This is a genomic window from Maricaulis sp., assembly GCF_048270095.1.
Taxonomy (GTDB): domain Bacteria; phylum Pseudomonadota; class Alphaproteobacteria; order Caulobacterales; family Maricaulaceae; genus Maricaulis.
This window is the reverse complement of sequence record NZ_JBLWTL010000028.1, coordinates 1-20,900: the sequence shown is the minus strand read 5'-3', so window position 1 is coordinate 20,900 and position 20,900 is coordinate 1. Positions and strand designations below refer to the sequence as shown.

Below are 20,900 nucleotides of genomic sequence, written 5' to 3'. Positions count from 1 at the left end.
AAAAGGGCGGTGAACCCGGGTTCACCGCCCCATTCCGGAGAGATAGTATCGTGTGATGCGACGCGGCTATCAGGCCGCCTTGGTCTTGCGGGTTTCGATCAAGGGCGCTTTTGCCTTGCCGGAGATATCCGAGATCGCAATCTTGCGCGGCTTGGCCGCTTCGGGAATTTCCCGGACCAGATGCACCGTCAGCAAACCATTGAGCAGTTCGGCATCGGCCACCTTGACGTGATCGGCCAGATGGAAACGGCGCTCAAATGCGCGCTCGGCGATGCCGCGATGCAGGAAGCGACGCGATCCGGAATCATCCTTTTCGACGATCTTGCCGGCGATGGTCAGGATATTCTCCTGGACCTCGACCGTGAGATCGGCTTCGCCAAATCCAGCGACAGCGAGTTCAATCAGGTATTCATTCTCATCCACATGCTGGATGTTGAAAGGGGGATAGCCCTGCGACTCGATTTTGGTGGCAGAATCCATCATGTCCGCCAGACGGTCGAAACCGACGATGGAGCGGTAAAGGGGTGTAAAATCAACAGTTCTCATCTCAACTTATCCTCTTTTTGAGCGACAAGGCCGACTGGCAAACCGCTTGCCAGCGTTGAGCCAACCCTGATTGCGCCAACTGGCCGCAACCGGGTCGCGAACCCCGTAAAGGCGGCTCGCATATCTCAAATGGGAACTGGATATCGCCGCTGCAAGCCCTGCCGGAGGCGCCAATGATTGCCATGCCGCCGCAGCTTCTCTAGGAGTGTTCATCCTGCTGCCGGAGAGAAACCATGAATCAGAAATTCCAGCTTGGGGCCATTGCCGCCTCGATACTCCTTGTCACAGCTTGCAGCGACCCGGCCATAGAGCCGGCCGAAACCGAACTCCCTGCCGGCGAAACGCAAGTCGAGACAGAAACGGCCTCCGGCGAGGCGCCGGAAACGGCACCCGAAATGACAGCCATTGCCGATGTGCTGGCCGGCGAATGGCGCGGAACCGATTCCGACCGCGACTCGCAACGCCACCCTGCGGAAACGCTCGAATTCTTTGGCATCGACCCAACGGGCACGATCATTGAAGTCTGGCCCGGAAGCGGCTGGTATGCCGACATTCTCGCGCCGTGGATCGCCGCCAATGGCGGTCAGTATATTGCCGCCCATTTCCCGCTGAGTTCGGAAAGCGCCTCGCGGCGCAATTCCCGGGCCAGCTTCGAGGCGCATGTCAGTGACCATGACGTCTTTGGCAATGTCCGGATGGTCGATTTTGGACAAAACAGCGGCCCACTGGTGGAGCCGGGCACAGTCGATGCCGTGCTGACCTTCCGCAATGTCCATAACTGGATGATGTTCGGCTATGCCGAGCGCGCCTTTGCTGATTTCCATGCCGCACTACGTCCGGGCGGCTTGCTCGGTGTCGTCGATCACCGCCTGCCCTCGACCCGCGAGCAAGACCCCCAGGCCCGCTCCGGTTATGTGCAGCAGGGCTATGTGATCGCGATGGCAGAAGAAGCCGGGTTTGAGCTGGTCGCGACCTCCGAGGTCAATGCCAACCCTGCGGACACCGCCGATCACCCTTTCGGTGTCTGGACTTTGCCGCCCGTGGGGCGTTCCTCTGGCAATGGTGAAGCCGTCGCAGAGGATTTCGAGCGCGCGCATTATGACGCGATCGGCGAAAGCGACCGGATGACTCTGCTTTTCAGGAAGCCCGAAACAGCACCGGCAGAGCCCGCTGAATGACACGACCGACGCAAATGGGTGCCGCGCTACTGATGGCTGCGCTGCTGGTTTCCAGCGCCGCTGGCCAATCGGCGGCGCGGGAAGTCGGGCCATTGGCCCGCCTGTTTCCGCATTGGCAGGAATATCTCGATCTGCCCGCCAATGATCGCAGTCACTTCACCCTGGCCTATGTCATCGGCTCGACCGGCAGTGTACCGGCGGAGGAGATCCGCATCTGGTATGAGAATGATGCGGGCGAAACCGAGCTTGTCCTCGATCCCGGCGGCCAGGTGCTCAATCCACCGGATCTGAGCGTTCTCGATGCCGACCCGGTGGCCTGGGTCAATCAACCGCAAGGTGGCATGTCGGTGAGCTTGTCATTCCAGGCCAGCCTGGAACTGGGTGAGGAAATCAACCGTCTCGACACCTTGCTGGCGCTCGAGCAGGCCAATCAGGCCATGCGCCGCGTCGGGGGTGTGGCGGCGCTATTCGCACCATCATTCAAAACCCTGGTCTTCATCTTCGATGGTGCCGCACCGGAGGCCTGGGCGGTTCATGCCGACGGACGACGTACGGCGCTGATCGTGCAGGAAAGCCAGGCGATCTACCGGCCCAATGATCGCGACCTACGCGACGTGGAGTATCTGGTATTCGGCCATGCACCTGCACGGGTTTTGCTGGAGTCCTAGTCGGCTGCCGGGCGTAACCAGCTGAGCGCCTCGGCATGCATGGCCGGGTGAGCGGCTGCGAGAACCTGGCCACCGCCACTGCAATCTCCACCGCGCCAATTTGTAATCACGCCGCCCGCGCCCTGCACCACAGGTATGAGGGCCTGGACATCATAGGGCTGCAACGCGCTCTCGACCACCAGATCGACCCCGCCCAGCGCCAGCATGGCGTAGGCATAGGCGTCATAGCCATAGCGGCACAAGCGCACCGCTTGCCGCAGACCATCGAAGGCCTGCCATTCGGCACCCTGAAACAGGAAAGCATCAGTGGTGGCCAAAATGGCATCGGCCAGGGGTGCTGTCTTCCGCGTGGAAGCCGGGAGGTCGTGCCCACTCCGTGAATAGCTTGCACCACCGGGCCAGCCGGTAAAGCGTTCGCCGATATGCGGTTGGTCAATCATGCCGATGCGTGGCACACCGTTCTGCGACAGGGCGATCAGGACCGTCCACGTCGGCAGACCGGCAATAAAGGCCCGTGTGCCGTCAATCGGGTCCAGCACCCATTTCCGGCCATTCAGCGAGGGTTGATCGGGGAACTCTTCGCCGAGAATACCATCTTCGGGGGCGAGCTCAGCGAGCACGGCCCGCATCGCGGTTTCCGAGGCGCGATCAGCGGCCGTTACCGGATCAAATCCACCTGCAAGCTTGTTCTCGACCTGAATGGCTTGCCGGAAGTAGGGCGCGATCGCTGCACGCGCCGCATCCGCCATTCGACCCGCAATTTCAAGGTCCCGCTGGGACTCGGAATAGGACATGCCGAAGCGCCTATCATGACGGCGTCACCCGCACCAGCCGGGAAGGAGGATGCTACCGCTCTCAGGCAGCAGCATCATTGGCGGCCTCTTCGGGCTCCAGTGATTTCGCCAGCTCGAGCAGCCGTTTGCGCGGGCGCTCTCCGAGCCGGTAATAGGCCCGGATCAGATCGACGGTTTCCTTTTGCGACAACACATCGGCAGCGAGATGACCCTCCCCGGCGACTTCATCGCGATGCGACAGGCCCTCGTAGAAATACTGAACCGGCACGTCGAGGGATTCCGCCAACTCGAACAGGCGGCTGGCGCTAACGCGGTTGGCGCCGCATTCATACTTCTGGATTTGCTGGAAACGGATCCCGACGGACTCAGCCAATTGTTGCTGGGTCAGCCCCAGAAGCCGGCGCCGGCGCCGCAGACGCTTACCTACGTGAAGGTCGATATCATTTGTCATAATCGTGTGCCGCCCATTCTTCGCCTGTTGAAGTGCGCCGCTGTGGGACGCTCACCTGAGACGAGAGCAAAGCGCGTGCCGCGCGAAGCCGGGCTATCATGCTCGCCTTATATGGGCATGATTATGACGACGTGAGCCCGTTCCAGTTTCGGGCGGCAAATTCCCCGATAAATAGCTGTAAGTTATCACGAAAGATATCGAACTTTGCGTTGGGCCTGACCCTGGTTTCATGCAGATACAAGCCGCGATTGATCTCGATCTGAATGACATGAACGCCGGTCGCGGGTTGGCCATAATGCTCGGTTGTATGCCCCCCGGCATAGGGAGTGTTTCGAACTGTGACGAATCCCTGGGACCGCAAACCTGCCTCTACCGCCTCTGTGATGCGGGGGTCGCAGGACTGACCATGGCGGTCACCGAGTACAAAATCCACGCCCGGGGCACTGTGTTCCGGCATGGAATGCATATCCATCACAATGGCGAAACCAAACCGGTCCCGGACCTCCGCAATCAATCCGGCCAACGCGTCATGATAGGGTTCGTAGAATCGGACCAGCCGCGCCTGTGCATCCTGGAATTTCAGCCGGCGCCGGTAGAGCTGCTGCCCGTCAGCCCCCACTCGGGGAATCACGCCCAGCCCGGATGCAACCCGGCGCGAAGGGGCGTCAGCGCGCACCTCCATCCGATCGCGATACATCGCGGGATCGAGCTCGCCGCGCCCCCGGTTCACATCGACAAAAACGCGCGGAAAAAGAGCGTGCACGAGGCTCGCACCATGGGCGGTTGCTCCGTCGATAAGGACATCGACATAGGCATCCTCCGAACGGCGAAGCTGCTCGACAGGAACGGAGGTCTGGTCGCATAGTTCGGCTGGATAATCGCGCCCGGAATGGGGCGAGGACAGGATGAGCGGCCGCGCGAGCGATGGATCCGGGCGGACCAGGCTGATGGGACGCCCACGGTCCTTTTCATGTGGCGCGCCAAGCGTTTCGGACATGATCTGGGGTGTGAGTGTCATGGCAATAGAGTGATCGGCTGCACATCGCAGGTCAAGCGGCAGCGCGTTCAGCGGGCTTTTACCTTAGCGGTGTATGATGACATCAACTATCGGTTTTCCTGAGGGTGGGACCCAATTATGTGCAAGATTTTGCTGGCTGAAGATGATGATTCCATGCGCGACTTCCTAGCCAAGGCGCTCAAACGCGCCGGCCATGATGTGACGGTCTGTTCCGACGGCGAGGAAGGCCTTGATGCGATCGGCGAGAAAGCGGCGCAGTTTGACCTCCTGCTGACCGATATCGTGATGCCGGGCGTTGACGGTATCGAACTGGCGCGACGGGCCGCGGAAGTCGATCCGGCCCTGAAGATCATGTTCATTACCGGTTTTGCCGCCGTGGCGCTCAATCCGGGCTCGGGCGCGCCGACCAATGCGAAAGTGCTGTCGAAGCCCTTCCATCTGCGTGAGCTGGTGGATGAGGTGGCGCGAGTGATGGCCGCCTGACACGACGAGAACTTTGCCGGAAACAATCAGGCGTCGCCCTTCCAGGGCGGCGCCTTTTGTCTGGACGGAATAGAAAAAGGGCTCACCGAACAATCGGTGAGCCCCTTCGCTCAGACTTGGAAGCTTGTCCTACAAGCCGCCGGGACCGCAATCCTCAGCGAGGTAGCGTTCGATCGCCGGAAGCGATTCCATCTGGTGCCGTGGATACCAAGGCATGCTGTGTGGCATGTCATCGAGCACCAACAGCTCCGCCGGCACCCGCCCACGAACCGCATTATAGAAATCGGTTGAGTGGAACAGGGGGACGCGGACATCGCGATCACCGTGGAACAACATGATCGGAATATTGGCGCGTTCGGTATTTTGCATCGGATCCATACCGGTAACGGTCCAGCCCTGAACGGCACGCTGGACGCGGTTTTCGCTCCAATTGCCACCGATACGGGCCAGATTACTGACGCCGGCGCCGGCAATGGCGCACTGGTAGGGACTGTTTTCGCGAACAACGGCTGCGATGGCGGCAAACCCGCCATAGGAATAGCCAAAGATCGCGATCCGATCCGGATCGGCGATGCCCTGGGAAACCATCCAGGCAGCGCCATCATCCTTGTCATCCTGCATCGACAATCCCCACTGGGCATCGCCGGCACGCCAATGATCAAGGCCCCAGCCCGACGAACCGCGATACTGCGGACGCAAGACCGCATAACCACGTGAGGTCAGGAAAGGCACCCAGCCGCTCCCGTCCCAGCCGACGCCATCACGAGCCCATGGTCCACCATGAGGGTGGATAATGGTCGGCAATGGACCGTCCGATGGTTCCCAGCCTGCTGGCAGGGAGAGAATGCCCGGGATCTCGCGACCGTCGCGCGCGGTATAATGGATGAGCGTCGACTCACGCAGGTCCGCCGGATCAATCCATGGACGCGAGTTACCCAGCAGGGTGATCCGGCCATCACGGAAGACATAATAGGTCGTCGGCATAGCACCGCTTCCGACGCCAAACAGCACGGTGCCCAGTCCATCGGTATAATCAATGATGGAAACGCCGGCCGTCGGGAAGAGACCTTCAAGCGTCGTCTGGGTCGCCGCCATGGTCTGGTCGATCCAGTACACATCATTGCCGCCAGGGCCACTATAACGGAAACCAAGGACTTCGTTGAAATTGCTCGGTTTCGTGCCCAGGATGAGGCCCGTCACGCCATAATTCGGGTGCGCGAGGATCGGGCCGTCTGAATAGCGATGACTCACTGGATCATAGGCATAGACCTGTGTGAGGTCGGAGAACTGATCCGTAATCACATAATATTGACCGCTCGCTTCATCGCGGCCGACCACTGAAACGGTATGACGCTCACGCAGGCGATAGGTCAGCGGATCATGGATCTCGTATTCACCGCTCGTTTCATTACGGATATAGGTGCGGGCTTCAAAGTCATTGCCGTCAATTGGATCGAGGCTGCTACGAACCAGAATGTCGCCGGTGCGCGGGTCGATCAGGGAAACATCCGTCCGGCCATTGGCGCGATACATCATCTCGGTCTGGTCTGTGCGCAGATTGTAACGATAGAAACTGGATGCAAGGGACCCGACATTCACGCGCTGGATGATGATATTGTCGGGATCAAGTGGCAAAAAGGCGGCGACAGAAGCTGTACCAGCCAGCTCGAAACACCGTTCCGTGTCACGGCTGACGCCGATAGAGCGGCCACCGCGGCTGAAGGCCAGGTCGAAATCCGATTGTTCGCGGTCAGTCAGATAGACCTGAGTGACGAATGTCGCGGTCGCGCCGGTCGTCCGACCTTCACCGCAACCACCAAGCTGACCGGTCCACTCTTGCCGGCCCAAAGCCAAGAGTCGACCAGCCTTCAGCGCGGTCACGCCGATGAATTTCATCCGGTCGCCACTGGGCGTCACAACGGGCGCCTCGGAAAGATCATTCAAATTCCAGGTTGCAATGGCTGTTTCCTGGTTGTCCGAGCCTGGCGAGGAGATGAGCGCCGAGATCATGTCGCCTTCAGTACTCATGGATACAGAGGCGATGTTGGGGACCCTGGCGAACGCATCCGCAGGAATGGGGTTGACCCGCATTTCGGCATTCGCCGCCGACGCGATCCCTAAACCAATGGCCAGCGAGATCATTGTTCGCTTCAACATGACTGCAATACTCCTTCTGTCGCGCTATCAGATCGGCGCGGTAGCTGCTTCGGGTATACACTAGGCGAAATTATCACAACATCCTAGCAGGTCTTGCCCGGTCTGGCCGATGCCTGATCGCAGATAATACTGGCGAAATAGAAAAGGGGCGATGGTTGCCCATCGCCCCTCATCATCACTTATTTTACAAAACCTTAGAAGGTTTTGGTTGCACGGACGAACAGGGTCCGGCCACGCAGGTCGTACTGGGTTGCCGACAGCGCAGTGTTGCCGCGGCGAGTCGCTGTACCGGTCGAAACCGTTGGCGGCTCTTCGTCCCACATGTTGCTTACGCCACCGATGAGCGACAGCGTGTCACCCTGCCAGCGGACCGACACGTCATGGTAGAGCGTACCTTCGATATTCACATCGTAGAAGGCATTCGGCTGACCGAAGTAGGAAGCCGTATTGCTCGAGTAGATGCTGTTCGACGTGCCATCGATGTAGTTCATGAACCAGGAATAGGTCCAGTCACCACGACGAAGTTCCGTACGCATGTTGGCGACGAATTCAGGATCGCCAATCGTGCCGTTGAAGTCATTGGTGTCGAAACCAGACTCCAGAGCCGGATCGAACAGGAAGACTTCATCGTCCATGGTCCAGGTACCCTGACCTTCAATGGTCAGATCACCAAAATCGAACTCGTGGGTATAACGGAGCGTCAGGTCGAAACCGGACGTTTCCTGCGAGTTGACGTTGAGATAGCTGTCACGGATTTCCCCGATGCGATACGGCGAAACCGGATCGGTCGAAGGGTTGCGATCGAACAACGAACAGAACACGTTCGGATAGTTGTTGGCACCGTAGCAGCCACCGACGATGGCAGCGCCACCGAGTTGAGCGACCTGGTCTTCGATCACGATCGAGAAGTAATCAACCGCTACGCTGAGCGCAAACCGCTGTGGCGTATAGACGAAACCGACCGTGGTGGCCCGCGATGTCTCAGGCTGGAGCACGCCAGCGCCCCCACCGGAAACGATCGTCGCAGACGAACCGACACCGGTATAGCCCATCGGGATACCCGCAGCGTCACAGTTGGCGACGATGTTGGCGTTGGTGCTGTTTTCCCAATCGATACATGGATCGATCGCGGTCTGGCCAACGAATGCTGTCTGATTGCCCAGGAAGAGCTCATACAGCGCAGGAGCGCGGTAGGACGTACCTTCGGTAGCGCGCAGACGGAAGGTCGGGGTGATCTGCCAGTTGGCACCGATCTTCCACACGGAGTCAGAACCGGCGGAGTCGTAATCAAAGACCCGAGCCGAGCCATTCACCGTGAATGATTCAATGAACGGCACACCAGCGATCAACGGAACTTCGACCTCGGCGAAGATTTCATTCACCGAGTCTTCACCCCGGGTAACCTGGGCGCTGGACGAACCCCAGAGGTCGCCATCCTGGGCGGCTTGATCCGGTGTGTCGTCGATCGAGAAGGTGCGATGTTCAGCACCAATCGCCATGGCAACAGCACCAGCAGGCAGATCAAACAGCTCACCGGTTGCAATCGCCTTGAAGACGGTCTGCTCATAGATCGTCTCGCCGACCGTGTTGACCGTCAGGTGGTCATAGACAGCCTGGGAATAGTTGCCGCTGAGGAATTCAGCGGAGAAGGGATCGTAAACTGGCGAGTTGTCATCGAACTGAACATCGCCCGAATTGGACGCCAGAATGCCATTGCCTTCGTATGTACCTTCCGAACGCGAATACTGCATATCGAGAGCCCAGGACCAATCGCTCAGGAAACCCATGCCTGAACCGAATGCACCATCAAAGCCCGTGTTGAACGAGATGTAGTCAACGTCGATACGCGAATTGGACGCCCAGAGAGCGACAGGCTGCGACAGCTGGAGCGGCCCGTCATACGTTGGGTCGTTATCGTAACGATAACCCGTAGATCCAGTCCACACGGCTGCAGTTGCGCCACCGATGAGCGGGAAGAACTGACGCCAGCCATTGGATTCGGTTGAACGACGCGTAAAGAGCAAGTCGGACTGCCAATCAACACCGCCGAGGAAATCGAGCGAGTAGTCGGCAGACGCATAAAGGCTCATGCGCTCTTGGCGGTTGATCGCGTCTTGGGACAGTGCGCGTTCGTCATTGAGCACGTCTTCGTAATAGGCTTCACCAGCCGGGTCGTCATAACGGCCATTGGCGCGCGGACGGTAGCCCGGAATCGGGCTGGCACCGGAGAGACCATCTGGATCTGGGATATAACGATCACCGAAGAAGGCATCGATGATGGTGTTGGCATAGATGTTGTTACAGCCAGCCAGCTCGGTGCCGGCAAGGATGGAACGGTCTTCACGGTCGATGATGTCACCGGTCGGGGAAGAGCGCACCAGATCCTGCGGACAGCGCAGGTATTCACGATCACCGATCTGAAGCGATTCACGGAGCTGGTATTCAGCGCCGAGAACGATGCTGCCACGATCGAAGTTGAAACCATAAGCACCACTGATGCCATAGGTTTCGGCACCGCCGGCAAGCGGAGCATTCAAGGTGACGGTGATTTCCGGACGGTCAATCTGGCGACGGGTGATCACGTTGACCACACCGGCAACGGCGTCGGAACCGTAGATCGAGGATGCGCCATCCTTCAGGATTTCAAAACGCTGAACGATCGAAGACGGGATAACGTTAAGGTCGAACGAGCCAACCTGGCCACGCGTACCGGCAGGGCCAGGACGATTGCCGTTGACCAGGACCAGCGAACGCTGAGCGCCAAGACCACGAAGTGAAATCGAGTTCACACCAACGCCACCCTCGACGACATAGCCGCCGAACTGGTTGTTGAGCTGAACCGAACCAGAGGCCACGCTGGCACCCTGGAGCATTTCAGCCGGGTCAACCAGGCCTTCCAGAGTAGCAATCTCGGCGTTGACGACCTGGATTGGAGAGATGGACGTAAATTCGCTACGACGGATAAGCGAACCCGTAACGACAACGACTTCCTGGTCGCTGCTGGATTCGTCTTCGTCATTTGCCGACTGTGCATAGCTCGGCGAAATAGCCAAGCCCGCTGCAGCCAGACCGGCGATAATTGTCGAACGCAACAAGCGCTCGCGATCCCAGATATTGCTCACGATCATACCCCTTTGTGTCTTCGTGGTGCTTGGCACGAGCCATTTACAGCTTTCGCGCCTGGCCAGGCTAACCTGACCGATGGTCGCATATGATGAGATGATGACTTCATGGACAAGCGGTTGTTGCCGCAACAACGGCTTTCGTGAGTCATTGTTGTAAAAAAGCCATATTGCCGGCGCGCGCGTCAAACCTGTAATCCGGCGCGCCCTGTGACCTTGCATCCCGCAAGACGCCGTCCAGAAGCGACGAACTGCGGAGCAGCTGAATTGGACCGACATTTCCGTCTTGCCTCTCCTGTCTGCGGACGCTAGACACTGCGCTCCTTGCACGGATGGGCGATTAGCTCAGCGGGAGAGCACTTCGTTGACATCGAAGGGGTCACTGGTTCAATCCCAGTATCGCCCACCATCCACTTCCTGGCAGAATCGCCCGCGGACCATGCCGGCAGGGCCAGGCAGGCCGGGAAGCAAGAGGCGCCCCGACCCCGCAACCCGACTAACATCAGCGATCAGGCTTTCGGCCCGGACGACAAAGGCCTATCTCTGCGTCAATTCGTGGAGGACCCGATGGACGAACGCCTGCGCAAAGCCCTGACCAAAGTCACCGAACGCCAGTCAGGGCGCAATATTGTCGATGCCAACCGGGTCGATTCAGCCAGTATTTCCGGCGACACAGCGACCATCGTCCTGACACCGCCCGTGGCCGGCAACGCCGATTTCGAAACCCTGCGTCCATTGATCGAGGCGGCTGCCACGGCCATCAGGGGCGTCAAGCGCGCCCGGGTCGTCATGACCGCTCACCGCGAACAACCCCGCAAACAGGGCCATGCCCACCCGCCCAAACCTGCGGCCAAGGCGGTCAAGAAACCCGCACGCCGCATCATCGCCGTTGCTTCCGGCAAGGGCGGGGTCGGTAAATCCACCGTCGCCGCCAACCTCGCTGTCGCCCTGGCCCGCGATGGGATGAAGGTCGGTCTGCTTGATGCCGATATCTACGGACCGTCCGCACCGCGCCTGTTTGGCATCACCGACGCGCCCGGTCTGCGCAAGACCGATGCCGGCGTCCAGCCCATCACCGCTCATGGCGTCAAACTGGTATCCATCGGCTTTGTCATCAAGCCCGGCGCGCCCGTGGTCTGGCGCGGCCCGATGGTGCAGGGCGCGATCCGCCAATTCATGACCGATACCGATTGGGGCGAGCTCGACGTGCTGATACTCGACATGCCGCCAGGTACCGGCGACGCGCAACTCGCCATCGCCCAGGACTTGCCCGTCGATGGCGCCGTCATTGTATCGACGCCACAGGATCTCGCACTCGACGATGCCCGCAAGGCGATCGGCATGTTCGAGCAGACCCACATCCCCATTCTCGGCATTGTCGAGAATATGAGCAGCTTTATCTGCCCGCATTGCGGCGAGAATAGCGATATCTTCGGCCATGGCGGTGCGAAGGATGAGGCGGAACGGCTCGGCGTCGCATTCCTCGGCGAGATCCCGCTTCACCCTCAGCTGCGCACCTCATCCGATGAAGGCATGCCGGCGGCACTCGGCGACAGCCCCGTTGCCCGCGCCTTCCTCAAGGCCGCCAAGGCCGCGATGGAAGCGGCCGAACTGGCCTCCAAGCCCGCGCCTGAAATTGTCTTTGGCTAGTCAGTCAGGCGTAATGGTGTCGGTGCAATCCCGCCCGGCGCGACGACGCCGAACACGGCCGCGATATTCGGTTCGGACAGGCTCTGACCCGGCGGCGCGTCGGCAATGATGCGGCCCTCCTGCATCAACAGCGCGCGGTCGGCATAGCGCGCGACAAGGTCAAGCGCATGCGCCGCGACGATCACAAGAGCGCCCCGGTTCGCCTCGGCGCGCAGGATTTCCATCACACCAAGCTGATGCCGCGGATCGAGCGCCGCGGTCGGCTCGTCCAGCAAGATGAGATCGGCCTGCGTCGCCAGTGCTCTTGCCAGCAGGACCCGCGCACGCTCGCCGGATGATAATTGATCGAAAGGCCGTTCGGCGAGGCCGGCGATTCCGGCCCTTTCCAACGCCATCTCAATCGCGGCCTCATCGTCAGCGGTCAGACGCCGCAAGGGTTTGAGATGCGGCACCCGCCCCAACGCCACGATCCGGCGCACCGGCATCGGCCAGGCTGAGGATCCGTCAGGCGGCATGTAGGCAATACGCCGGGCCCTCTGACCGGGTGCCAGCTCCCGCAAGGTCAAACCATCGAGCTCGATCTGTCCGAAGGCCGGTTCAAGCAGGCCAGCGCACAGCCTGAGCAGGCTCGACTTGCCGGCACCATTCGGCCCCACCAGCGCGACAATCTCACCGCCGGAGGCTTCAAACCCGACCGCCCGGACAGCCGCCTGTCCGCGATAGCCAAACCCCACTGAAGACAATCGCAGGCGCATCAGACCGCCCTCCCCGGCAAGGACCGCACGAGCCACAGGAAGAAGGGCGCGCCGATCAATGCTGTCAGGACACCCAGATAGAGCGGCATGCCCGGCCCGGAGGCCAATCGCGTCGCCAGATCCGCAAGCTCGATCAATATCGCGCCGCCCAGCATGGAGGGCAGGATCAGCGCGCCCGGGCGATGCCCGACCAGTGGCCGCAATACATGCGGCACCACCAGCCCGACAAAGCCAATCGCACCAGCCACCGCCACGCCGCCGCCAACAGCCAGTGCGGTACCGCCGACCACGATCAGGCGCAGTCGCCCGAGATCAACGCCAAGACTGCGCGCACTTTCCTCACCCAGGCTCAACGCGTCGAGCGCCCGCGGCGTTAGCGCCAACAGGCCAAGGCCAGCCAGCACGATCGGCGCGGCGAAGCGCAGTTCGGTCCAGCTGGCGTCCTGCAGGGACCCCATCAACCAATAGGCGATCTCCGCCAGGGCCCAGGGATTGGGCGCGAGGTTCATCAGCAAGGCCGTCAGCGCCGTCGCAATCGAACCGATCGCGACACCGGCGAGAATGAGGGTGGTCGCACTCGCGCGCGGTCCTGCCAACAAAAGAAGGAGGGCCACGCCAAGCCCTGCCGCGGCGACCGCCGCCAGGGGCAGGATCAGCACACCCAGAGCCGTAACGCCAAAATACATCGCCGCCACGGCCCCCAGCCCGGCACTGGCCGAAACACCGATCACGCCGGGATCGGCCAGCGGGTTTCGGAAAAAACCTTGCAAGACGGCGCCAGCGCCGCCCAGCCCGGCACCGACCACCAGCCCGAGCAATGCGCGCGGCAAGCGCAATTCGCGCATCAGCAGAGCGGGCAAATCATCCGCCCCCGCCAGGGCAGCGCCGAGGCTGGCCAGGGTCAGGCGTGCATCGCCGAGAAAGAGTGAGGCGGCAAGGCTGGCGACAAGACCGCCCGCGAGCAGCAGATTGAGGTGAAGGAGTTTCATGAGCGCTGCGCCCATTCATCCAGCGCATCAGCGATCGCCTCGGCCGCGTCGATCAGGTGCGGCCCGGCACAAGGCCAGTTGGCGCTGGCAATATCGACGCGGCCTGCACTGTCGAGCAAACGGCGATAGGCGTGATGGCGCGTCGCCCGGCTCAGCGTGCCGGCGAAACCGTCGGTGAAATAGCTGGTCAGGATAATGTCCGCCTCCAGTGTCAGCGCCAGCTCCGGATCGGAACGCCCCCAACCGGTAACCCCGCTTCCAGCCACAGCATTGCGGCCGCCTGCGGCTTTGATGGCGGCATCGACATAGGTACCGCTACCGGCCGAACCGCCCGAGGCACTCAGATAGGCCACGCCTGGAATAGCCCCGCGCCGGACGCTGCGTTGCTCCAGTTCCGCGAGCCGCTCATCGAGCGCTTCAACGGCGGCAGCGGCCTCAATCTCGCGGCCCAGCATCGCCCCCAGCGCCAGAAGATTGCCGCGGACGCCATCGAAATCCTCGGCCCATGCCAGTTCGAAGCTTTGATAGCCGCTACGCTCCAGCATGACGCGGCTACGCCCGCCCTCACCGGCGCCAAATACGACGAAGGCCGGGTCGAGGGCGAACAGGCGTTCGGCATCCGGCCAGGCGCGGGGCAATTGCCGCGCCCAGTCCGGTGCAGCCGAGATCGGCTGGTCCACCTGCCAGGACAGGGCCTGGATCCCCGCGACCGGCTCAAGCGCCAGCACATAGGCGTCGGCACACAAGGAGGCCGACACGATCCCGCCCTGCGGCGGGGTCGTGTCCTGGGCCGGCGCGCATGAGGCGCTAGCCATGGCGAAGACGCAGGCCGAGATACACAGCCCGGCCGGGCGTGTGATAGCCAAAGACATCCTGATAATCCTCATCAAGCAGATTTTCCCCGCGCAGATAGAGTTCGACACCTTGACGGCCCCCCCAGCGCAACTGACCGCCGACCAGCGTGTAGGCGTCCAGCGTCACATCCTGGAACGTCCCGAAATCGGTATCCAGCTGTTCGCCTGTATGATCGAGCGTCATAGAAGCCGACCAGCTGGCGTCCGGGTGCCAGTCGAGCGTCAGCGAAGCGAGGCGTTCCGGGCGGCGGATCTCGGCGGCACCGTCCTGATCGCTGTCCATCAAGGTCGCCGAGCCAAACACCGCGACCGTGTCGGTCACGTCCCACCCGGCCTCGAACTCCAGGCCTGACCGGTCGGATCGGCTGGTGGCGTTTCTCGCGGTGGCCGGAAACACACCGAAATCCGTATAGATCTCATCGGTCAATTCCGACTGGAACCAGACCGCCGAGGCATGGCCGCGCCCCCCAGCCAAGGCCTGTTCCCAGCCCAGCTCCCAGCCACGCGAGCGCTCCGGCTTCAGACCCGGATTGCCAATGAAATAGGCCGGGAAATAGCCGAAGAGTTCGAAGATTCCGGGATTCTTGACTCCCTCGCCGCCACTGATCCGCAGGCGGCCACCGAGCCCGTCAAACGACCAGGCCAGGCCGGCGCGCCAGGTGAGCGCATCCTCAAAACGCTGATTGCTCTCATGTCGGGCTGACGCTGTGAGATCCAGCGGCCCCCGGCCCAGACCGTAATCAAAGGCGAAGGCTGTGCTGGACAGGTCCTGGCGTTGATTGGCCAGGGAGCCGGCACCGGCATCATTGCGGGTCTCGTCGCGCTCATACTCGACGAGACCGGTCAGACGATGTTCGGTCTCGCCCGCCGACCACAGACCGGTCAGTTGGTAATGCGTCTGGCTGCGCTGCCCCTGCGACAAGGCCGTTCGGGCCGTGCCGTCAAAACTGCGCGAGACATCATCTGTCCATTGCACGGCGAATTCATGGGCCAGGGCAAGCTCGCCCACTTGCTGGTCCAGCGACAGCGCTGCGCGGGCAAGGATCTGGTCACCGCGGCGGTGATCACCGGTATTGTCGAGCCGCCCGTCATAATCGGTGTCGGCATCGGAGGCGGTGTCATAGCCGACCCAGCGCAGGGCCGTATCAATCCGGATACCATCGCCCAGTTCATGCCCGGCCTGGAGATTGGCCGAGCGATTGGAATAGCCGTCACGCTCGCCGCCAAGACCGGAGACATCAATGCCATCCGTTTCGAATGCGCCAACGCCGGCAGCGAGATAACCCCGCTCAAGCGCCTTGCCGAGGCGGGCGCTGAGACGGGTCGTGCCGAAGGAATCGGCCTCCAGCCGTAGCGCGGCTTCGCGCCCCTGTTCGGGCAAGGCCGAACGCAAGGCGATCACACCACCAATTGCATCGGCACCCCACAGGGCTGATTGCTCACCGCGGGCGACCTCGATAGAGGCCAGATCATCAAAGGCGTAGTGTGCGAAGTCGGCTTCGCCGGTGAAGGGGCTGGCCGCCTCGATACCGTCGATCAGGACCAGGACATGATTGGCCTCTGATCCGCGGGCGCGGATCTGGGTCAGGGCACCGGCTGTACCGGAACGCGACACGGCCAGGCCGGGGATAGCGCGCAGGATGTCAGCGATGAAAACCCCGCTTCGGGCCTCGATCATGGCGGCATCGAGCATGGAAATGCTCGTCGTAGCATCGTCAGCAGCGAGCGGGGTGCGCGCGGCGGTGACGTAGATCGTCTCCTCCACGCGGGTTTCTTGCGCCATGGCGGCGGCCGGGACGGCCAGCAAGGCGGTGGCACAGAGTAATCGGGTCAGGAAAGTTCCGGGCATGCACGTCTCCAAAGCTTTGGAGCCGGCGCGTAACGACGCCGGCACGAGTGGCAGGAGTCGTCAAGGAAACGGATAAACCGCGTCAGTCTCGTGTAACACCGCACGAGCGGACAGACGACGGTGATGGCAGGTCTTCCGGCTTGCGGGTCGTCACGAACGATGCGCCTTCCCGGATTTCACCCCAGTGGCATTTTGCATCGCCGCTCACCGCCTACGGCTGCGGGTACAGCGCCGGACTGGGTGTTACCACCGTACCGGCTTCTCGATTAATCCCGTGAGGGAACCATCACGCGAGGCAAACTAGGCGCAGGCCGGACAGAAGACAATCCTGCCATCCGCGCTAATCGGCCTTTGGCGCCTGCAACATCCCTTCCAGGGCGCGGATGCGCTGATGCAGCGCACGCTCGCGGAGTTTTTGCGGGTCGGAGAGCGAGCGTTCCAGCGCCCGCAATTCGCGTTGCGCCTTGCGCCAGCGCTGCCACAACAGGAAGACTTTCGGCCCGTCGACCAGATAGCGGCGCCACATTCGGCGAGGCTCGGAGGCCAGCCTGTGCAGCCATTCCAGGCGGGAGCGTTGCATCCAGGCCGGGGCGCGCTCTGTCTTGCCGCCCAGAAAATCAAGCGATGCGCCGACGCACAGGCCCAGCCCGGTACAGTCGCCGCGATCGAGACAGGCTTCGGCGACCAATTCCTGTTGCGGCGAACCGACGCACATGAAAATGAAGCGGGCCGGATTTTCGGCAACAAAGCGGGCGCAATCCTCCAGCGCCTCGCGATTGTGACGCAGCCCCATCGGCGGTTCATGCCAGCGCACATCGGTCAGGCCGTAGCGCGCCGTGACGGCGTCGATCACATCCCTGGACGCACCAATAACCGTGACGGTTTCATCCGGATCGATCACCGTCTCGAACAGACGTGCGGTCAGATCGGAGCCCGGCGTGACGTCAATTTTCTCGCCGGAAAAACGGCCAATCAACTCGAGCACGCGGCTATCGCACACGGTCAGCCAGGCCTGTGCATACAGGGTTGCCAGCACAGTATCCGTCTCAAGCCGCACCAGATGATCAACATTCGGTGTGACGACGAAGGCGAAGGGCTTGCTGGCCTCACGTTCGCGGATCCGCGTCAGCGCGACACCGAGATCGATCTTGTCGAAGGCAGAATTGAGAAACCAGATATGACGCGATCCGGAACGGCGGTCCTGGAAATGGGTAGTGTCAGCGCGCTGATTCATCGTTTTTCGTCCCGTTTCGCGTCACAAGCGAAGTTGTTGCGATGAATTCTGCAAATCCCGGGCCGGAAAATCACATCGGCCTGCATCCAAACCCCGCCTTGGCGGCATCCTCATCCAGAAGGCAAACGCTGGATGAACAAGATGATCGTCAAACCAATCCTGATCAGTATTGCGTTGGCGGCGCTGGCGAGTATGCCGGTGGCTGTGCCGCTTGCTGCCGGCATTCCGGTCGCACTGGCGGTGGGACCGATTGCGGTGAGCTATGACCGGGAAAACGCGCTGGATGTTGATCTCGACATTGCCTGCATCAGCACGGAATGCCCGATCATCGAGCTGCGCTATGGCGTCAGCGGCCAGGAGACGTTGAGAATCGGCCTTTAATGACTGCGCTTTAGACGGCGCCAGGCGAAACGGGTTGATTGCAGACACTCCCGCCCCGCCCGCTCCAGCGCGCCGGGCTCTCCGCTGAGATCACCGGCCAGGGCTTCGGCCAGAAGCGGTGCGTGGGCAAAGCCGCGCGAGCCGAAACCGGAGAGAATATATTGCCGGCACGGTCCGGGCGGTCCCGGTTTGATGCGTGGCGTACGCCCCGTGGAATACTGCCGCCACCTTGCCGTAAACTCATCGCCCACCAACGGCCCACTGACCGGTAACTGATCGCTGGTCACCGCCCGCACACCGGACCAGGTCTGCAACAGCTCCGCGCCGAGCCCGACGGCGATTTGCGGACAGTGAACAGCCAGATCGGCGCGCAAACCCTCGATCGCCTCCTCGAGCGGACCGGCCTCCTCGCCGCGCACATGCGTCGTGCCCAGCAGCACCCCGCCACCGGGGACAGCGCAGGCATAACCACCCCAGACGACGGCGCGGTCCGGGGCTTGCCCCTCGATCACGGCGAGCTGGCCGGAACTGGCGTCGAGCGCATCGAACACGGCATTGGCGCCCCAGCCGCTGGCATGAATGACGAGATCGGCTTCAACCACCACATGGCCGCCATCATCTAACAGGCGCACCCCGGCCTCGCCTTCTTCAACCCGTGCGATCTGCGCGATGACGATCGGCGTATCGGCGAGCAATGCCTCCACCAGGCGCGCCGGCTCGAACGGGGCCGCCCGGGGCTGCCACAATCCCTCACCATCCCAGATGTGATCACCATCCATCCGGCTGGCGATCAGGGCGAGGCGTTCGCGGTCATCGGCATCTCGGGGCAGGCGCAATACGCCTTCGGGATAGAAGCCCTCGAGCCCGTCATAAGTGCGGCGCGCGAATTCAAACGCCGCCAGTGTGGCGCGGACATGCGGGCGGCCGGTGCGTTCCAGACGCGGTGTCAACAGACCGGCCGGAGCCCCCGAGGCACCGGCGGCGGGCCCGATGGCATCGACCACCACGACATCGCGGCCGCGGCGGCGAAAGGCCAGCGCCAGGCTGGCGCCGGCGATACCGGCCCCGATAATCGCGACACGGCCGCCGCAAGGCCGGGTGCGCTCGACCGGCGAGATTTCAGGCGGTGTCGCCGCGCCGGCATAGATCGCTTCAAGACGTTCGCGTTTGCGCCCGAAGCCGGGCCGCTTTTCGACCGAAAAACCCGCCTGTTGCAGTCCGCGCCGCACAGCACCGGCGACGGTGAAGGTCGCGACCCGTGTACCGGCGCGAGACAGGCGGGCCATCCGGTCGAACACGGTCTGTGACCACATCGCTTGATTGCGGTCGGGCGCAAAGCCATCGAGGAACCAGGCATCGACCTCGGCCTCGATCTGCCCCAGCGCCAGTTCGGCCTCATCCTGGAACAGGGTGATGGTGAAACGATCCTCGGGAAAGATCAGCCGGTGCGCGCCCTTCAGCGCCGAGGGCCATTGCGCCAGCAATTGCGCGCTCAGCCCGGCCAGCGACGGCCAGGCGGCAAAGGCGCGCGCAGCATCCTCGCGGCGCAGCGGATGTTTCTCGATGCTGACGAAGTGGAGCCAGCCCGTTGCCGGCCCCTCGCGGCGCCATAAATCCCACAGCGCCAGTGCATTCAGCCCGGTGCCGAAACCCAGTTCGCCGACGACATAGACCACCTTGCCCTGCCAGTCCTGTGGCAGGTCACAGCCCTTGAGAAACACCGCCCGGCTCTCTTCCAGACCATCCTCGGCGGAGAAATACAGATCGCCATAATCCGGCGCGCGCGGACCGGACGCCTGCGACCAGTCCAGCTGCGGCGGCTGGCAATACAGCCCGTCCCCGCTCATGGGGATGGCGGGGTCAGGGTCGCGATGAATTGGGCGAAGGTCATCAGGCCCTCCGGCCAGGGGCCATGACCGCTGGCGGCATTGAAATGCCCCATCTCACCGGCGACGACAAAACGTGCGCCCCAGGCCTTGGCCCAGACTTCGGCGCGCTCGACATCACAGCTCGGGTCATTGGAGCTGGCCAGCAGCACGGCCGGAAAACCGAACGCCTCATGCGGCACCGGATCAAAGCCATGATCGCCGAACTTCTCGGCCATTTCCGGCCTCTCCCAATCGGACACCCCGACCATGAAAGCGCCCGCCACCTTGCCTTTATCCAGGAGCGGCGCCGCATGGGCCAGAGTGAGAATGCCAACCGAATGGGCGATCAGCACCACCGGCTTCGTCGCTTCATCGACGGCGGCGACCAGGGCCGCAACCCAGTCCTCGCGTTGCGGCTTGTGCCAGTCAGCCTGCTCGACCCGGCGGGCCGTGGGCATGCGCGCCAGCCAGCGTCCCTGCCAGTCATCATCAGAGGCATTGCCCAGACCGGGCACGATAAGCAGATCAGTGTCGCGGATTTTCATGGCCGATGTTCTAGCGCCTTGCGACCGGCGCTGACCAGACCTCGAACGCACGGGCCTGCGCCGGGGTTTCAAATGAGCCGGGATGTCGACACGGTATCGCGTCTGGCGAGCCAGCGGGAATTGCCCGGTCCCGCGCAGTGGCCTTCCAAAGCGCTGTTGCGCTGCCCGGTTGAGACCGACCGGGCGCTATTTATGGGGTAATTGCCGGTGTAATTTCCGGGCTTTAGGTGGAATAATTAGTGTGTGCCCCCGACTACACCAAACCTCTTCCCCCGGACCTGTTCCGGCAACTGTATCAGGCGATGAAGGGCTTGGCGTCTCTGAGCATGGCGTTGAGGATGGTTATGAGCTTTCTGGC

General features: G+C 62.0%; 18 protein-coding genes, 1 tRNA gene, 1 pseudogene and 1 riboswitch. Of the genes and pseudogenes, 7 read left to right on the top strand and 13 right to left on the bottom strand.

Going from position 1 to position 20,900, the window contains the following annotated elements; translation table 11 throughout:
- Positions 1-69 precede the first annotated feature (69 nt).
- Positions 70-546, bottom strand: a complete 477-nt coding sequence (locus tag ACN0YJ_RS12960; RefSeq protein WP_417496441.1) for an Hsp20 family protein — start codon at positions 544-546, stop codon at positions 70-72.
- A 233-nt stretch (positions 547-779) separates the two neighbouring features.
- On the opposite strand from ACN0YJ_RS12960, the gene ACN0YJ_RS12955 reads away from it, so the two are divergent.
- The gene (locus ACN0YJ_RS12955; RefSeq protein ID WP_417496440.1) at positions 780-1,724 is read left to right on the top strand and encodes a class I SAM-dependent methyltransferase; all 945 of its coding nucleotides are present in this window, start codon (positions 780-782) and stop codon (positions 1,722-1,724) included.
- A complete protein-coding gene (locus ACN0YJ_RS12950) occupies positions 1,721-2,392 on the top strand; it encodes a hypothetical protein (protein ID WP_417496439.1) in 672 nt (223 codons plus the stop codon). Before ACN0YJ_RS12955 ends, ACN0YJ_RS12950 begins: the two co-directional genes overlap by 4 nt.
- On the opposite strand, the gene hisN is transcribed toward ACN0YJ_RS12950, so the two are convergent.
- From hisN to ACN0YJ_RS12935, 3 genes are all read right to left on the bottom strand, one after another.
- Positions 2,389-3,186: a histidinol-phosphatase gene (gene hisN / locus ACN0YJ_RS12945; protein ID WP_417496438.1), complete on the bottom strand. Its 798-nt coding sequence runs from the start codon at positions 3,184-3,186 to the stop codon at positions 2,389-2,391. The genes ACN0YJ_RS12950 and hisN overlap by 4 nt on opposite strands.
- A 61-nt stretch (positions 3,187-3,247) precedes the next feature.
- A complete protein-coding gene (locus ACN0YJ_RS12940) occupies positions 3,248-3,637 on the bottom strand; it encodes a helix-turn-helix domain-containing protein (RefSeq protein ID WP_417478084.1) in 390 nt (129 codons plus the stop codon).
- 121 nt (positions 3,638-3,758) lie between these two features.
- On the bottom strand, positions 3,759-4,634 hold the full coding sequence (locus ACN0YJ_RS12935) for an N-formylglutamate amidohydrolase (RefSeq protein ID WP_417496437.1): 876 nt from the start codon (positions 4,632-4,634) through the stop codon (positions 3,759-3,761).
- Positions 4,635-4,772: 138 nt separating this feature from the next.
- On the opposite strand from ACN0YJ_RS12935, the gene cpdR reads away from it, so the two are divergent.
- Positions 4,773-5,138: a cell cycle two-component system response regulator CpdR gene (cpdR, locus tag ACN0YJ_RS12930; RefSeq protein WP_143024064.1), complete on the top strand. Its 366-nt coding sequence runs from the start codon at positions 4,773-4,775 to the stop codon at positions 5,136-5,138.
- A gap of 129 nt (positions 5,139-5,267) precedes the next feature.
- On the opposite strand, the gene ACN0YJ_RS12925 is transcribed toward cpdR, so the two are convergent.
- Positions 5,268-7,034 (bottom strand): alpha/beta hydrolase family protein, encoded by a 1,767-nt coding sequence (locus ACN0YJ_RS12925; protein ID WP_417496436.1) that lies wholly within the window; start codon positions 7,032-7,034, stop codon positions 5,268-5,270.
- Here ACN0YJ_RS12925 and ACN0YJ_RS12920 point away from each other — a divergent pair.
- Positions 7,024-7,359 (top strand): hypothetical protein, encoded by a 336-nt coding sequence (locus ACN0YJ_RS12920; RefSeq protein ID WP_417478081.1) that lies wholly within the window; start codon positions 7,024-7,026, stop codon positions 7,357-7,359. The genes ACN0YJ_RS12925 and ACN0YJ_RS12920 overlap by 11 nt on opposite strands.
- A 130-nt stretch (positions 7,360-7,489) precedes the next feature.
- Here the strand turns inward: ACN0YJ_RS12920 and ACN0YJ_RS12915 are convergent, their stop codons facing one another.
- Entirely contained in the window at positions 7,490-10,417 is a 2,928-nt protein-coding gene (locus ACN0YJ_RS12915) for a TonB-dependent receptor plug domain-containing protein (protein WP_417478080.1), read from the bottom strand.
- Between the two features lie 334 nt (positions 10,418-10,751).
- On the opposite strand from ACN0YJ_RS12915, the gene ACN0YJ_RS12910 reads away from it, so the two are divergent.
- Both ACN0YJ_RS12910 and ACN0YJ_RS12905 read left to right on the top strand, forming a co-directional pair.
- Positions 10,752-10,826, top strand: a tRNA-Val gene (locus ACN0YJ_RS12910).
- A gap of 158 nt (positions 10,827-10,984) precedes the next feature.
- Complete coding sequence (locus ACN0YJ_RS12905; protein WP_417496435.1) at positions 10,985-12,067, top strand: P-loop NTPase; 1,083 nt, start codon at positions 10,985-10,987, stop codon at positions 12,065-12,067.
- Here the strand turns inward: ACN0YJ_RS12905 and ACN0YJ_RS12900 are convergent.
- The 5 genes and pseudogenes from ACN0YJ_RS12900 to ACN0YJ_RS12880 all read right to left on the bottom strand — a co-directional run.
- Positions 12,064-12,750: pseudogene (locus ACN0YJ_RS12900) on the bottom strand (ABC transporter ATP-binding protein); the annotation flags it as partial. The gene ACN0YJ_RS12905 and the pseudogene ACN0YJ_RS12900 overlap by 4 nt on opposite strands.
- Before the next feature lie 71 nt (positions 12,751-12,821).
- Positions 12,822-13,811 carry a FecCD family ABC transporter permease gene (locus tag ACN0YJ_RS12895; RefSeq protein WP_417496434.1) on the bottom strand — a complete coding sequence of 330 codons (990 nt, stop codon included), beginning with the start codon at positions 13,809-13,811 and terminating at the stop codon, positions 12,822-12,824.
- Positions 13,808-14,683 carry an ABC transporter substrate-binding protein gene (locus ACN0YJ_RS12890; protein WP_417496433.1) on the bottom strand — a complete coding sequence of 292 codons (876 nt, stop codon included), beginning with the start codon at positions 14,681-14,683 and terminating at the stop codon, positions 13,808-13,810. The genes ACN0YJ_RS12895 and ACN0YJ_RS12890 overlap by 4 nt, the downstream gene beginning before the upstream one ends.
- A complete protein-coding gene (locus tag ACN0YJ_RS12885) occupies positions 14,619-16,514 on the bottom strand; it encodes a TonB-dependent receptor plug domain-containing protein (protein ID WP_417496432.1) in 1,896 nt (631 codons plus the stop codon). The genes ACN0YJ_RS12890 and ACN0YJ_RS12885 overlap by 65 nt, the downstream gene beginning before the upstream one ends.
- Positions 16,515-16,621: 107 nt before the next feature.
- Positions 16,622-16,817: riboswitch (cobalamin riboswitch) on the bottom strand.
- 37 nt (positions 16,818-16,854) lie between these two features.
- Positions 16,855-17,748 carry a WecB/TagA/CpsF family glycosyltransferase gene (locus tag ACN0YJ_RS12880; RefSeq protein ID WP_417496431.1) on the bottom strand — a complete coding sequence of 298 codons (894 nt, stop codon included), beginning with the start codon at positions 17,746-17,748 and terminating at the stop codon, positions 16,855-16,857.
- Positions 17,749-17,880: 132 nt separating this feature from the next.
- Between ACN0YJ_RS12880 and ACN0YJ_RS12875 the strand changes: the two genes are divergently transcribed.
- A complete protein-coding gene (locus ACN0YJ_RS12875) occupies positions 17,881-18,129 on the top strand; it encodes a hypothetical protein (RefSeq protein ID WP_417496430.1) in 249 nt (82 codons plus the stop codon).
- On the opposite strand, the gene mnmD is transcribed toward ACN0YJ_RS12875, so the two are convergent.
- Both mnmD and ACN0YJ_RS12865 read right to left on the bottom strand, forming a co-directional pair.
- Positions 18,126-19,976 carry a tRNA (5-methylaminomethyl-2-thiouridine)(34)-methyltransferase MnmD gene (gene mnmD, locus ACN0YJ_RS12870; RefSeq protein ID WP_417496429.1) on the bottom strand — a complete coding sequence of 617 codons (1,851 nt, stop codon included), beginning with the start codon at positions 19,974-19,976 and terminating at the stop codon, positions 18,126-18,128. The two genes, ACN0YJ_RS12875 and mnmD, sit on opposite strands and share 4 nt — an antisense overlap.
- Positions 19,973-20,542, bottom strand: coding sequence for an RBBP9/YdeN family alpha/beta hydrolase (locus tag ACN0YJ_RS12865; RefSeq protein ID WP_417496428.1), 570 nt, complete (start codon positions 20,540-20,542; stop codon positions 19,973-19,975). Before ACN0YJ_RS12865 ends, mnmD begins: the two co-directional genes overlap by 4 nt.
- Between the last annotated feature and the right edge of the window lie 358 nt (positions 20,543-20,900).

What these genes read in the sequence shown, in the direction of transcription:
- ACN0YJ_RS12905 (WP_417496435.1), top strand. Translation starts at nt 10,985, where the DNA reads ATGGACGAACGCCTGCGCAAAGCCCTGACCAAAGTCACCGAACGCCAG.
- ACN0YJ_RS12950 (WP_417496439.1), top strand. Translation starts at nt 1,721, where the DNA reads ATGACACGACCGACGCAAATGGGTGCCGCGCTACTGATGGCTGCGCTG.
- ACN0YJ_RS12875 (WP_417496430.1), top strand. Translation starts at nt 17,881, where the DNA reads ATGAACAAGATGATCGTCAAACCAATCCTGATCAGTATTGCGTTGGCG.
- ACN0YJ_RS12895 (WP_417496434.1), bottom strand. Translation starts at nt 13,811, where the DNA reads ATGAAACTCCTTCACCTCAATCTGCTGCTCGCGGGCGGTCTTGTCGCC.
- cpdR (WP_143024064.1), top strand. Translation starts at nt 4,773, where the DNA reads ATGTGCAAGATTTTGCTGGCTGAAGATGATGATTCCATGCGCGACTTC.
- ACN0YJ_RS12920 (WP_417478081.1), top strand. Translation starts at nt 7,024, where the DNA reads ATGAATTTCATCCGGTCGCCACTGGGCGTCACAACGGGCGCCTCGGAA.
- ACN0YJ_RS12890 (WP_417496433.1), bottom strand. Translation starts at nt 14,683, where the DNA reads ATGTCTTTGGCTATCACACGCCCGGCCGGGCTGTGTATCTCGGCCTGC.
- ACN0YJ_RS12885 (WP_417496432.1), bottom strand. Translation starts at nt 16,514, where the DNA reads ATGCCCGGAACTTTCCTGACCCGATTACTCTGTGCCACCGCCTTGCTG.
- ACN0YJ_RS12865 (WP_417496428.1), bottom strand. Translation starts at nt 20,542, where the DNA reads ATGAAAATCCGCGACACTGATCTGCTTATCGTGCCCGGTCTGGGCAAT.
- ACN0YJ_RS12925 (WP_417496436.1), bottom strand. Translation starts at nt 7,034, where the DNA reads ATGAAATTCATCGGCGTGACCGCGCTGAAGGCTGGTCGACTCTTGGCT.
- ACN0YJ_RS12940 (WP_417478084.1), bottom strand. Translation starts at nt 3,637, where the DNA reads ATGACAAATGATATCGACCTTCACGTAGGTAAGCGTCTGCGGCGCCGG.
- mnmD (WP_417496429.1), bottom strand. Translation starts at nt 19,976, where the DNA reads ATGAGCGGGGACGGGCTGTATTGCCAGCCGCCGCAGCTGGACTGGTCG.
- ACN0YJ_RS12935 (WP_417496437.1), bottom strand. Translation starts at nt 4,634, where the DNA reads ATGTCCGAAACGCTTGGCGCGCCACATGAAAAGGACCGTGGGCGTCCC.
- ACN0YJ_RS12955 (WP_417496440.1), top strand. Translation starts at nt 780, where the DNA reads ATGAATCAGAAATTCCAGCTTGGGGCCATTGCCGCCTCGATACTCCTT.
- ACN0YJ_RS12960 (WP_417496441.1), bottom strand. Translation starts at nt 546, where the DNA reads ATGAGAACTGTTGATTTTACACCCCTTTACCGCTCCATCGTCGGTTTC.
- hisN (WP_417496438.1), bottom strand. Translation starts at nt 3,186, where the DNA reads ATGTCCTATTCCGAGTCCCAGCGGGACCTTGAAATTGCGGGTCGAATG.
- ACN0YJ_RS12880 (WP_417496431.1), bottom strand. Translation starts at nt 17,748, where the DNA reads ATGAATCAGCGCGCTGACACTACCCATTTCCAGGACCGCCGTTCCGGA.